The 13,784-nt window shown below is 30.9% G+C and carries 9 protein-coding genes; all 9 read right to left on the minus strand.

Annotated features, from left to right (window positions below; translation table 11 throughout):
- Position 1: 1 nt before the first annotated feature.
- Complete coding sequence (locus AC23MB_RS07700) at positions 2–1,147, minus strand: glycosyltransferase family 4 protein (protein WP_487786910.1); 1,146 nt, start codon at positions 1,145–1,147, stop codon at positions 2–4.
- A gap of 48 nt (positions 1,148–1,195) precedes the next feature.
- A complete protein-coding gene (locus AC23MB_RS07705) occupies positions 1,196–2,536 on the minus strand; it encodes an O-antigen polymerase (protein WP_487786911.1) in 1,341 nt (446 codons plus the stop codon).
- 6 nt (positions 2,537–2,542) lie between these two features.
- The gene (locus AC23MB_RS07710) at positions 2,543–3,856 is read right to left on the minus strand and encodes an oligosaccharide flippase family protein (RefSeq protein WP_487786912.1); all 1,314 of its coding nucleotides are present in this window, start codon (positions 3,854–3,856) and stop codon (positions 2,543–2,545) included.
- Between the two features lie 2 nt (positions 3,857–3,858).
- Complete coding sequence (locus tag AC23MB_RS07715) at positions 3,859–6,234, minus strand: GumC family protein (RefSeq protein WP_487786913.1); 2,376 nt, start codon at positions 6,232–6,234, stop codon at positions 3,859–3,861.
- Positions 6,235–6,252: 18 nt separating this feature from the next.
- Positions 6,253–7,023 (minus strand): polysaccharide biosynthesis/export family protein, encoded by a 771-nt coding sequence (locus AC23MB_RS07720; protein ID WP_374329039.1) that lies wholly within the window; start codon positions 7,021–7,023, stop codon positions 6,253–6,255.
- A 41-nt stretch (positions 7,024–7,064) separates the two neighbouring features.
- On the minus strand, positions 7,065–8,999 hold the full coding sequence (locus AC23MB_RS07725; protein WP_487786914.1) for a polysaccharide biosynthesis protein: 1,935 nt from the start codon (positions 8,997–8,999) through the stop codon (positions 7,065–7,067).
- Positions 9,000–9,076: 77 nt separating this feature from the next.
- Positions 9,077–10,207: a DegT/DnrJ/EryC1/StrS family aminotransferase gene (locus AC23MB_RS07730; RefSeq protein WP_374329041.1), complete on the minus strand. Its 1,131-nt coding sequence runs from the start codon at positions 10,205–10,207 to the stop codon at positions 9,077–9,079.
- 148 nt (positions 10,208–10,355) lie between these two features.
- On the minus strand, positions 10,356–10,628 hold the full coding sequence (locus tag AC23MB_RS07735) for a hypothetical protein (protein WP_487786915.1): 273 nt from the start codon (positions 10,626–10,628) through the stop codon (positions 10,356–10,358).
- Positions 10,629–10,670: 42 nt separating this feature from the next.
- Positions 10,671–13,526, minus strand: coding sequence for a T9SS type A sorting domain-containing protein (locus AC23MB_RS07740; RefSeq protein WP_487786916.1), 2,856 nt, complete (start codon positions 13,524–13,526; stop codon positions 10,671–10,673).
- Positions 13,527–13,784: the final 258 nt, after the last annotated feature.

A 13,784-nucleotide genomic window follows, 5' to 3' on the forward strand; every position in this document is an offset into this window, starting at 1 on the left:
ATTATCTGTCAGTTAATTTGTTAAACAATTCAATCCACTGATTCATAATAAATGGTTTTGAAAACTTTTCAGAAGTTTCTTTCGCAGCCTTTCCTTTCGCTCTTCTTAATTCAAAATCATTCATTAAAACACCTAAAGCTTCTGCGAACTTATCAATATTAGAATCTTCTACCAAAATACCACAATCGTTATTAATAATTATTTCATTTGGACCTGTTTTACAGTCAAAACTTACAACAGGAACCCCACATGTAATACTTTCTAAAAGGACTAATGGAAATCCCTCATATCGAGAAGATAGAGCAAAAATAGAACTATCGAGAATTTTTTCAGTCACATTCTTAGTTTGACCTTCGAAATAAATTGAATCAGAAAGATTAAGTCTTTCTGTTTGATCTTTCAAGCTTTCTTCAAGCTCACCAGTTCCATAAATCTTTAAAGTCCAATCACGATGTTTTTGAGAAACAATAGACCATGCTTGGATAAGTCGATCGAATCCTTTTTGTTCTGTTAAGCGACCGACAGCAATAACTACTTTATTATCGAGCTCAGAAACCTGATCTGACTCTATTGCGCTAAAGTTGTATATCTGATCTACATTAATATTTGTAAGTTTCCAGCTTCTCTCGTCTTCTTTTGTTAAAACAACAAGTCTATCTAAGCCTTGACATTGTTTAATAAATTGCTTGGTTCTATAATCACCAATTAATTCCCAAAAGAAACTAAGATTACGAGATAAATAAGCATGTTTCCTATATTCTTTTGAAAAATGTAATTCACACACTTTTTTGCAATTTGCCTTAAGTTTATACAAAAACTCAATTTCTTTTGCGCCTGTTGAAATACAAATATCTATAGATTCCGAAACTAAAAGTTCCTCAAGTCTAGCTTTATACGTTTTAAGTTTTTTATGTGTATTGATGTACTTACGGTATAATTTATCGTTGAAATTATCGTTAAAATTAATATTAAATTCAACAATTTTAATTCTAGTATCAATAGAAAAGAAAGGTTTTGCATTAATACCCTCTGTTGTTACAACAATAACATCAATATTATTATTAACTAAAAAATTAATCTTCTCGATTAGAATTCTTTCAGTTCCTCCACTTGTTGATAAGGATGGGATACAATACAAAAGTTTCATATTAATCTATTGATGTTAAAAGTATAAAAAATAAAACCATAATTATCATTAACTAAATCTAATTTTTTTAGTTGCAAAGAAAACCACGACTAAAGTCCAAATCAAATATCTCATAAAGAAGAAATACTCCGCTCTTGCTAAATATACTGCATAAGAAATGAGAACCCCATATATAGTCATGGAAAAAATACTATACTGAGCATTTTCTCTATTTTTATTAATAAAATATCCTAAAAATGCCATGAAGATAAATATTCCAAAATCTCCATATGCAATATAAACGTCTGCAACTATCGTTGTACCTACTCCATAAAACTTCGCTAATTCTTCATATGTCAAATATGTGAAAAGTTTTTGAGACGTAATATCTTGCTCTTCGAGCCCCATCTCAAGCAGTAAATTTTGAAAAAAAGGAATTGGTGCTACAAATTGTGATAACAAAGATGTTCCATAAGTGAGTCCATTATTTTTCACTTCTTCAATAGCAAGAAAATTATTTCGATTATTAATAATCAAGTCCATCACAATATCGGCACCCGAAAATTTGCTATCCTGCTTATATCCTCTCGTTACAACAATTGTAAACATTATACCGAGACCTAGAATAATGAAAGAAAAAAATTTGAGTAAAGAAATTTTCTTATACAATAATGAATATAAACCAAATACCATCAATATGACTTGTAAAGGAATAGTCCTACTACCTGCTAAAATTAATCCTCCAACAATGACACCTGTTGAAATATATGCAATTACGTTAATTTTTCTAAATAAAAACTTATCGGGCGAAAGCCGTTTCATATTTGAGAAGTCACAAATAATACCTGCAAATAAAAATGGAGCACAAAACAGATTAATATATTTTGATACAGCATTTGCTTCATAATTACCACCAGAATAAACTGCGCGTAATTCTTGATATCCACCTGTTAAAATATATAAAACAAATAATGTTAATGCAATGAAATAGAATTTCTTAGTTTTTATTATTCTCGTTAATTGCTGCACTTCATTTGGTTGGGTAATAGGTCTTGGTTTTTTCACAAACATTAAAGCACCAAAAATATAACATGCTACACCAAGAACCGCTATAGAGGAGGACTTCGGAATTACATGATAATCAAAGGGAAACAAAAAGAAAACATATCTCGTGGCATCCGTTTCGTACATAAAAATCGGATAATACAAAGTCACAAAAAAAAGGGTAAAAAAGAAAAGCGAATCAAAATCGAAGTAATTATCCTTTTTTCTAACTAAATAATATACAATGATTACAGCCAAATAAACTATCCCACAAATTATACTGTATGAATAGTCATATTTACTTGGTGCAAAATAACTTACTAATACACCTGCTAGTAGAATAAGAAATGCAAATATTTTATCCATGTTACTCTATATGTTCTTAAGTTTCATGTATTGCGTAAAGATATCTGTTCTTAAATAAATAACTAAATAAACTACAGCAGCTAAAAAATTCATAAACAAATAAGAAGAAGTCAAATATATTGCTCCCTCTTTAATATTCCAAAAAAATACTAAGTAAGCAAAAATTAAAAAAGTAAAAGAATCTTTAATAAAACAAATAATGAATACCAACCAATTTTTGGAAACGGAAAATAAAAACTGTTCAAGAACATTAATAATACTAGAAAAAACAGGAATAAAAACAATAATTCTTAACACTAAAGTTAACTCAGAAAATGAATTCCCATACATCTGCGATACCCAAGGAGCCATAAAAAAAATAATAGCAGCAGGTATGAGAGTGGTAATTATAGAAATTAAAACAGCATTTTTAAGAACCGATGATCTCGAACCAGATTCATTTCTTGAGAAATATGATAAAATAACATTCCGCAAAACCGTAGGAATAAACAACAAAACGACATACCATTGCATAGCTGCGGAATAAATCGCGACCTCGTCATAGTTTTGATAATTTTGAAGCAAGAAATAATTTAACCATAAAAAGATCGAAAAAAAAGCTTCTATTAATGTTAAGGGAACAGAAAATAACAAAATATCTTTATACTCAATATCTACTGCATTTGCTGATTCAGAATTGGATTCTATAATTTTGAGTTCTTTTTGTATAAGAATATAGTTCAAAATACTATTAACAAATTGTATTAGAAGCAAAGCGATACATGCACCAATTAATCCATTAGTATACGATAGAACTGGGAGTAGAATTATTGTAATAATTCCCATTACTACATTAATTAATGAAAGTTTTTTAAAAATACCTAGTCCACCAATAATCCCGTTTTGCGATGTTGATATAGCCGTAAGTACTACCCAAACTGCCAACAACTTAATTTCATTAGAAAACTCACTATTTTTATAATAAAATGACGAAACGTTAGTTGAAAAAACAAATAATAACAATGAAATAACGCCACTAAATGTTATAGTTATACGATATATTTGATTAACAAGCTTTCTTAAATTCGTTTTTTTTGAATGTAAGAAATCAGCAACAAATTTTGTAGAGGTATATCCCAATCCAAAAGTTGTAAAAACAGCTAAAGTAGTAAGTGTATTTTTCAATGAGTTGAACTCGCCAAAAGTTGTCTTCAATAAAATATGTGCTAACATAATTGATGACACTAGTGCCGAGCCTCTCAAAATGACACTTCCTAATAATGCCCAAAAGCTGTCTCTAAAAAAACTATTTTGAAAAACTTTTTCAAGAATTTGTTTCATTATTACTTACCAAATAGTTTTTTCCACCAAGATTTTTCTTCAGTTTGATTATAACCATAACCATACTTATTCCCATAACCAAAGTGATCTTTTGATACGTCATTTACAACAAAAGCAACATTATTAATTTTACCTGTCGCAATTGTGTCATTTGCAAAACTTATTATATTCTTCTCTGTATATCCTGATCTAGTCACATATAGAGTTACATCTGAAAGATAAGAGAACAATAATGAATCTGTAACTAACATTAACGGCGCGGTATCAACAATTATGTACTCATAATGAGGTTTAAGACTTTCTATAAGCTGCTCGATTCTACCATTACTTAACAATTCTGTAGGATTAGGAGGAATACTACCCGAATAAATAACGTCTAGATTTGGATTAAATGTCGAAACATGAGTTATATCCTTAATATCTTTACTACTGTCGTATAAATACTCCGTCAAACCTTCTAAACCTTTACGACTGGTATTATATCTCTGCAACTGTGGATTTCTAATGTCTGCTCCAATAATTATTACCTTAACTTTAGGTGAAGCAAGAGTTAACGCTAAATTAACTGAGGTAAATGTTTTACCTTCACCTTTAACAGAAGAGGTTACAAAAACCACCTTCCCTTTGTCTTTTCTAGGAAGCATAAAATTCAAATTAGTAATTAAAATTCTAAATGCTTCAGCTAAAGGCGACAAATCATTTGGCTGAACTACTTCCGCACCACCTTTAACAAGACTTGGTAATTCGCCAATTATATTTGTATTAGTATATTTTTCTAAATCGTGCTTAGATCTAATCTTATCATTTAATAATTCTTTAATATAAATAAGTGCAAAAGGTATTGCAAAGCCACCAACCATAGCAAGCAATAAAACAATTAGCTTTTTAGGGGCAACAGGTTTCTCACTAGGATAAGCATAATCAACAATTTTAGCCTTTGGTGTTGTATTCGCTAAAGCAATCGCCGACTCTTCTCTTTTTTGTAATAAAATTAAATAAAGACTTTCCTTAATAGATTGTTGTCTCTCTATACTTCTAAACATTTTTTCTTGAGTAGGCACTCTACTTATTTTAGAACTAGTATTTTGTAACTCAGACTGTAACTGATTGCGTAAAGCTTCTATATTTGCTTTGTTCTTATATAAGTTATCAATAACCGCATTTTTTACATTCGAAATTTGTTTAGTTAAATCTACAACAGCAGGGTTTTGCGGTGTTGCATTTTCTAAAAGTCTATTTCGCTGCATTATTAAGTCATTGTAGATGCTGATATTTGCTGATGCTGTGGGATTATTTAACCCAATTGCAGAAGGAAGTACTTGGTTACTACCCTGCTTTTGGAGATAATTAATTAAACTGTTGTTCAATTCCAACTGGGTATCAACGCCAACCAAATCCAATCTAGTCTTAGTTGATGTCTCAAGATTTAGTTTGGCTTCCTCGACAATGTCAGTTATCTTATTTTCTTTTTTGAATCTTTCCTTTTGATCTTCAACCTCACCTAATTCTTTTGCAATAATAGCAATTCGAGAATCAATAAATTCAATTGTCTTCTGTGATTCAGAATTTTTATCGATAATAGCATCGTGATTAAATGCATCAACTAGCCTATTAATATAGGCTTCACCTTTTTCAATATTTGATTCTTCAATACTTAAACCAACAACTGTTGCTTCTTTATCAACAAGTTTAACATCCGACTCTTTCTGAAGTGCAGTGATGGTCTTGCTAATGTTTGTGTACTCAAAAGATAATTCTCCTAACGTCTTTTTATAAAGATTATTAAACTTTGGATTTTTTAATATAATTATAGTTGCGTAAGGTAAATTAATCGTTTTATTATATGTTGTAATAATAGGCTGAGGTAAATTATCCCCGCTTAACTCTAATCTATCACCTTTAATATCAATATCAACAGGTTTAATTTTCTTTTTTGAAAGGGCATATTCTTTTGTATTCCTTTCTGAAACCAATTTCACTATAATCGGAGAAGATTCACCGTAAATTTCTTGTTTTAATAAATCTTTTTTGGAAAATACTCTAATCTGCAAATTTAGATTTTCCACAACATCTTTAATTAATTTTTTTGATTTGAATATTTCAAGCTCATTATTAATTGCACTTGACGTCTTACCTCCAAAGCTCGATAAGTCAGCAATAGCACCAAAGTCTAATGCAGATTTTTTAACGTCACGAATTAAAACCGTTGATTGGATTTCATAAACGGATGGCGTTGTTTTGATATAGAAAAAAGCAAGAGCTAGTGTACATAGTAATGAAATAAAAAACCATCTCCATTTATTAATATATGGTTTAGCAATTTCGCGAAGATTAATTTCGTCAGAAGAAGTTATTTCAGTTTTAGAAGAAGAACTCATCAATATAGATTAATGTTATTAATTTTTAAAAATAGTAATAAAGATACCTGCCAATCCTATTACCATACCTGCTACAGCCATATAAATGCCTGTATTCGGATCTTGTCTAGCAATTTTCTCTTTTGTTTGATTAGCTGAAACATAAATAACATCATTCTGTCTCAATTGAAATGCTGGAGAATTAAAAAAAGATGCATCCATTAGATTAATTCGCTCTTTCACAATTTCACCATTAACCGTTCGTACAAGAAGTACGTCATCTCTTTTTGCGTAAATTGTTAAATCGCCTGCAAGGCCAAGTGCGTTAAAAACAGTAGAGTTCTGTCCCTCCGGTAAAGTGTATTGTCCAGGTCTATTAACTTCACCTAAAATTGTAATTTTATAATTCGTGATGTTAACATATACTGTTGGATTAATAATATACTTTGTCAAACTAGTACGAAGCTCATTTTGAAACTCCGTTAATGTTTTTCCTGTTGTATTTAATTTTCCTAAAACAGGAAAATCAATATCCCCATTAGAATCTACCAAATAATATGGACTTGTTGAACTATCTAAATATTGCGAATTAGGTACAAATGCTCTTAGAACACTCATATCCTTTGCGACAATGCGTATTCCCAATTGATCTCCCTTTTGGATTGTAGAAACTGCATTCTGGATTGCAACCTCGGTAGCAATTTTTTCTACATTTTGCATATAATTTATTTCACTTGCCTTTTCCTTTGTTTTACATGATGTAAATACAATAAAAGAAGAAAGCAACAAAAGCTTTATTTTTTTATTCATACCCCTTATTAAATGTACAATTTTGCAAATATAATATAAACTTATTTATCTAACGATTCATATTCTGAATTATTACTTTTAAACTCCTTTACTATTTGCTTTATTCTGCCTACAATTTCGAACTTAGTATCTGTCTCTAAAGATTTTAACATGACTTGAAGTAATTCATTAATTTCTTCAAATTTCATCACTGGATCTTTAGAAATTAAAATTTTATCATGATCAGTTGGTAAAGTCTTGGTATCATCACTTAACAATTCTTCATATAACTTTTCTCCAGGACGTAAGCCAGTATATATAATTTTAATGTCTGTTTCGGGTTCAAAACCAGAAAGCTTAATCATTCTAGTTGCCAAATCTAATATTTTAACGGGCTCTCCCATATCAAAAACATAGATTTCACCGCCATTACCCATTGTCCCAGCATGTAAAACTAATTCACAAGCTTCAGGAATTGTCATAAAATATCGAACAATATCTGGATGCGTTATTGTAATAGGTCCACCTTTTTCTATCTGCTTTTTAAAGTGTGGTATAACCGATCCGTTTGATCCTAAAACATTACCGAAACGTGTTGTAATAAATTTTGTTTTATTCTCAGGCAATCCCTGTAATGATTGGACAAAAAGTTCGGCAACCCGTTTGGTAGCCCCCATAACATTAGTAGGATTAACAGCTTTATCTGTAGAAACCATTACAAATCTATTAACTTCATACTTACTAGAGAGAGTCGCTAAATTTTTCGATCCCATTATATTAACACGTACAGCTTCTTGAGGATTACCTTCAACTAATGGCACATGTTTGTATGCTGCAGCATGATACACCATTGAAAAACTATGTTTTTTGAATAGTGGTTCAATTCTTTTGATATTGGAAACATCTGCAAGTACAAACTTAAAGTTAACATGAGGGAATTTTTCTCTTAAGCATAACTCCACTTCATACAATGGTGTCTCCGCCTGATCTACAACAACAACTAAGGAAGGGTTAAACTTTGCAACTTGATTAATGATTTCTGACCCGATTGATCCTGCTCCTCCAGTAATTAAGACCTCTTTATTAAAGTGTCGTTTTTTTACTTCTTCGTCGTTTAACTTAATAGGTTTTCTGTTAAGTAAATCTTCAATTTGGACTGATTTAATAAAATTAGCATTGTCCGTACTTCTTAACTTTTGTACAGATGGTGCTTTTAATATTTTTATGTCCTTTTCCAACAATATTCCAATCCATTCATCTAACTCTTCTTTAGTTAAAGCTTCCTTTATTAGAATAACACCTTCTATGTTTAATTCTGCCTTATCTTTTTTAATAAATTTTGATTTACTAAGAATAGTTTTTCCCAAAATTCTCGCAGTACCATTTCCTAGTTTTTCATTAAAAGAGATAAAATTAGTAATATGGTATGGAAGTTTTGGGTTATCGAGTATTGCCCTTGCAATAGCAACTGATTGCTCATCAACGCCAAGCACCATAATTCTTTTTTTCATTCCACTCCTAGAAATCTCTCTCGCATAATGAAATATTTCTTTCACAACTAATCTAAAAGTAAAAAGAAACATAGAAGAAAATAGAAAATAGAGAATGATAAAAGAATTAAGGAATGCCTTTTCGTTATCAATAATTAAAAATGCAGAATTGATTAAAAATAATACAGCCAGTGTACAGAAGCTTGCTAGCAATATCTTCAATAAATCAACAAAGGTGGAATGTCGAATTACACCTGCATATGTCTTAAACACATACATGAAAAAAACATTAACTATAATTGCTATAGATGAAGCTTGAAAAGAATTGATGACATCATACGGCTTTGCTTTTAATTTAAAAACAACAAAAAATGTCAATAGTATTGATATTATTAAAAATAATACATCTATAATTAATACAACCCATCGTGGGAGATACTTAATATCTGTAATGCCGATAACATTATCACCATTGTAAATTTTATTATCTAATATCGATTTAAACATAATATACGATTTCTCGTCAATTTTATTTGGTTATTGTTTTTTTTTATATTACATAAACACACACTTGTAACAATTCTTTACAATAAATTCAATAAAACATTTTTTATATGTATTTTTTCATTTTCCGTCAAATTTGAACCTGAAGGCAAACACAATCCTTGTGTAAAAAGTTTTTCAGAAACACCCGTACCATAAAACCTACTAGTTTTAAATACAGGTTGCAAATGTAATGGTTTCCATAAAGGTCTCACTTCTATGTTCTCTTTGAGCATTCCCTCTCTTACACTATCTCTGTCTCGCTTTGCTTTACTAGGATCAATTAAAATAACCGAAAGCCAATAATTACAAAAATAATCTTCGTTAGGTTCTGAAAATAAAGTAACCCCTGGCAATTCACTTAAAAAAGAAGCATAAAATTCGTGATTTTGTCTTCTTTGAATTACTCTATCATTTAATACTTCCATTTGTCCTCTCCCAATTCCTGCACAAATATTACTCAGCCTATAATTATAACCTAACTCTGAATGTTGATAATGCGGAGCTGCATCTTTCGCTTGTGTTGAAAGGAAAACAGCTTTATCTTTATACTTCCTATTTTTGACAACAAGAGCACCACCTCCAGAGGATGTAATAATTTTATTTCCGTTAAAACTCAGAATTGACAAATCACCAAATGTACCACATTTGATACCTTTATACATACTACCTAAAGCTTCAGCACTATCGTCTATTAATGGAATTTGATATTTATCTGCAATTGCCCTAATCTCATCTACCTTATAAGGCATACCATATATACAAACTGCTATAATAGCCTTTGGCTTTTTCCCTCTCTTAATACCATCTACAATTGCTTCTTCAAGAGCAACAGGACTGATATTCCATGTTTCGTCCTCACTATCAATAAATACAGGCGATGCACCCATATAAACGATAGGGTTAGCAGAGGCAGAAAAAGTTAAACTTTGACAAAGAACTTCATCCCCAGGCTTCACATTTAGTAAAATAAGTGCAATATGTATTGCAGATGTACCAGACATTAAAGCAGCAACGTGAACATTCTCCCCTAAAAACAATTCCAGATCATTTTCAAAACCATTAACATTTGGTCCTAATGGACTAATCCAGTTTTCTTCAAATGCCTGATTTATGTACTTTAATTCGGCGCCTCCCATATGTGGCGAGGATAACCATATTTTTTCTTTCACTTAAATATTATTCACTAAATCATTCATAAAATTCAACAAACGTGATTTGCAACAAAAATACATTAAATAAAACAAAAAACTTTATTTAATTTCAAATAAAATAAATTTCAAAATAAAAAAACTCCGAAACATATTCGGAGTTTTTTTTTTATTTCACATGATTTATTCTTTTTTTCAATATAAAATAACTAATTAGTGTTACTCCCACTAACAACAATCCTACTATACCTCCATCAATTGGAGTTGGATCACCAGGGTTTGATGGCACTTTTTGTGCAACATCACCTCCTTCTTCATAAGTGCTTGTACTAGTGTCATGATATTGCTCCGCATTACCTTCATTATTAAAACGATTATCAGATGCTTGTGAGTATCCGTAACACATAAGTATCATACATATAAAAAGCAATAATTTTTTCATCAATTTTCTTTTTTGCAAATATAAAAAAAGTATTTAAAATCATTAATTTCTTACTAAAGATGAAGCAACTTCACCATTCTTATAATAAATTTTAATTATATAAACACCATTACCCAAAGTACTTCTGTCTATATTAACAGTTTCATTATTAGTACTTACTGTACTTTTTAAAACGCCATTCATATCATACAATTCTGCCTTATGAATTGTTTTATCAGATTTTATATCATATGATGTACTTTCATAAATTACTTGTAAGTTAACTTCTTTCTGTGTTCTCACAGGTAAAACAACGTCATCTTTATAAATAATCTCAAAGCGATTATCTATTAAGCCTTTCACTTCTGTAAAAATATAATCTCCTTTTTTCAGATCGATTACCTTATTTAACTTTTTATCAAAAAGATAAACAGACTGACTAGTAAACAAACCTTCAGATTGAGAAATACTTAACTTGTATGTACCTGCAACAAAAGCGCGCATTCCTAATTTAAAACGATCATTATCAACAAAAGTACTACGTCCTTGTATTGTCAATTTTGCTCCATCATCACTTTTACTATATAATAAATCAGATGCTGATTCATTCGGTAAGTATGAGTCAAACTTATCGAGATTGTTATTTGATCTCTGCGCAAAATATGCAATAGCGGTATTTACTAAAAGTCCTTTTGGTGTAGTTAATTGTAGCCAAAAACGATCTTTTTGACCACCTTTAAAAAACACAGAATTTTGATTACCCGTTCTCTGTGTATTTTTATATACAATAGAAGTAGCAGTTGGAGCAACCATAACAATGAAACCTTGCCCTACTTTAACATTACTTGTTGGAGTCTTTACAGCTCCAACTTGTGGCGCTGCTACACCTGTTTGGCTTTCAAAATTATATACTGCATAATTTAATCCAGAATAAGAACTTCCCATCTGCGTATAAACAGAATTATTCGTATTATCCCAGAAATAGGCAGTAGCACCATCAGCACTAGGGTCTAAGTTTGAAACATTATCTTGATACCAGACATCCAAATTAAGGTTAGACGGATATGGATTTCCAATTAAATTATAGCGATTTCCTGCATTTGACACAATCCCAAGTCCATTTCCATTGTTAGGTGCACCAGCAAATAGTCCAGTTACATTAGGTTGAATTGTGGTTGAACCTTTAATAGAATAACCTTTTCCAAATTCCGATAGTGTACCTGCTGGAACAGACACTAATTTATCATTAGCCGTATTGTATCTCAAAATTAAATTGTTCGGTATACCTGAATACAAATTATATAAATTTTGACCCACAACTGGTGACGACCAATAGGCATATTCTTTAGTAGGAACATAAGCATTTCGTTTCACCAAAATCGATTTACCATCATTAGTATTATTATTTGAAACTTGAATCAAATTGGCATCTGATTCCACAGTAATTTGATTATCACTATTCTGATAGATCCCTTCGTGTACAGTCACTGAATGACCTGACTGTATGTTTAAACTACCGGTTGTAAGTCTTAAATTTCTTGCCGAAAAATCTACATTCTGTTGATAAGGACCTTCGATAATAGCATTAAGACTTTGATCTGGTCCAACACCGTTAGACCAACTTGCCCCATTCCAAACAACAGAACCTGGCTTAATCATACCTGTAAATGCAAAGTCCAAATCTGAGCTATTATTTTGATCATAAAAATACCAAACACCTTGTCCTGTTTGTCCAGCAACACCTCCCCAATTTACAACACGGAAAGTAACTTGGTTATCATCATAAATATTCTGAAGATCTGGAATTCCTGCTAAATTTATGGGTGAAATGTATCCTGAATAAGCATAATTAATTGCTTGAATATCTATAAATGTATTACCTCCATCAATAGAATATTGCAACATCCCAAACCTAGGTCTGAAACCTACTCTTTTATAGCCAAATACAGACAAACTTGTCAATTCTAATTTATAATAAGTCCCTGCGCCAACAGTGAATGAAAAATACTCCTTATTAGCAATAGCTTCTTCTTTTGAATTGGACATCCAACCTAAACCACCCAAACCACGGCTAGATCCAGATAAAGAATTAGTAAGAACACCAGCCCCTCTCTCTAAACCAGACACAACCACGTTTGCATCTGCATAAGTTGCAGCATACGGCGAGGGTCCATAGTTTTTAACACCTCCTTTCAATGTGCTAAAATCCCAACCAAATAATAAATGTGGTAATTGCTCAACTTCTCCTGTAAATGCAAAATCTAAGTCTGGACTATTATTTTGATCATAAAAATACCAAACACCTTGACCATTTTGTCCTGCAATTCCGCCCCAGTTAACGATACGGAAGGTAATCTGATTAGCATTTTGTAAGTTTTGTAAATCTGGATTTGTTGATAAGTCTATTGCAGGAATCCATCCACCATAAGCATAATTAATTGTTTGAATATCACTAAAAGTCACTCCACCATCAGTAGAATATTGTAACATCCCAAACCTAGGTCTGAAACCTACTCTTTTATATCCAAAAAGAGATAGGCTACTTAAGTTTAATTTATAGTTTAATTTAGAATTTACAGTAAATGTAAAATATTCCTTATTAGCAATAGCTTCCTCTTTTGTATTGGACATCCATCCAACGCCGCCTAATCCGCGACTTGATCCAGACAAGGTATTAGTAATAACCCCCGAACCTCGAGTCAATCCAGAAACTTCCAAATTAGGATTAGAGAAAGAGGCAGGATATGGAGATGGTCCAAAGTTTTTAGCACCTCCTTTTAAAGTGCTAAAATCCCATCCGAAGATAACCTGTGTTGCTTTATTAGCAACATTATTGTTTTGAGTTTGTCCAAAAGCAATGCTTGAAATCGCAATTAACAAAGCAGAAACAGCTTTTTTAGATAGTATATTTTTAATCATAATTATCATCATTAAATGTGGGTAAAGATATAACAATTTATCAAATCTTTCATCATTTTATAAAAAATTTAACAATTTCAGAATTAACGTTTTGGCATGAACAGAATGTATGTAAGCAACACAGAGCACACTAATATGCTTTAAATAGCAAATTTTAATTTCAATTTGATTATGTATTTCTATATAATACATAATAAGAATTTATAATTCCAAAAAAAGAACCTCATATTGAGGCTCTCTTTATATAGTTTTACTTCT

The sequence above is a fragment of the Soonwooa sp. T0.1_25 genome (assembly GCF_057652215.1).

What these genes read in the sequence shown, in the direction of transcription:
- AC23MB_RS07735 (WP_487786915.1), bottom strand. Translation starts at nt 10,628, where the DNA reads ATGAAAAAATTATTGCTTTTTATATGTATGATACTTATGTGTTACGGA.
- AC23MB_RS07725 (WP_487786914.1), bottom strand. Translation starts at nt 8,999, where the DNA reads ATGTTTAAATCGATATTAGATAATAAAATTTACAATGGTGATAATGTT.
- AC23MB_RS07720 (WP_374329039.1), bottom strand. Translation starts at nt 7,023, where the DNA reads ATGAATAAAAAAATAAAGCTTTTGTTGCTTTCTTCTTTTATTGTATTT.
- AC23MB_RS07705 (WP_487786911.1), bottom strand. Translation starts at nt 2,536, where the DNA reads ATGGATAAAATATTTGCATTTCTTATTCTACTAGCAGGTGTATTAGTA.
- AC23MB_RS07700 (WP_487786910.1), bottom strand. Translation starts at nt 1,147, where the DNA reads ATGAAACTTTTGTATTGTATCCCATCCTTATCAACAAGTGGAGGAACT.
- AC23MB_RS07715 (WP_487786913.1), bottom strand. Translation starts at nt 6,234, where the DNA reads ATGAGTTCTTCTTCTAAAACTGAAATAACTTCTTCTGACGAAATTAAT.
- AC23MB_RS07710 (WP_487786912.1), bottom strand. Translation starts at nt 3,856, where the DNA reads ATGAAACAAATTCTTGAAAAAGTTTTTCAAAATAGTTTTTTTAGAGAC.
- AC23MB_RS07740 (WP_487786916.1), bottom strand. Translation starts at nt 13,526, where the DNA reads ATGATTAAAAATATACTATCTAAAAAAGCTGTTTCTGCTTTGTTAATT.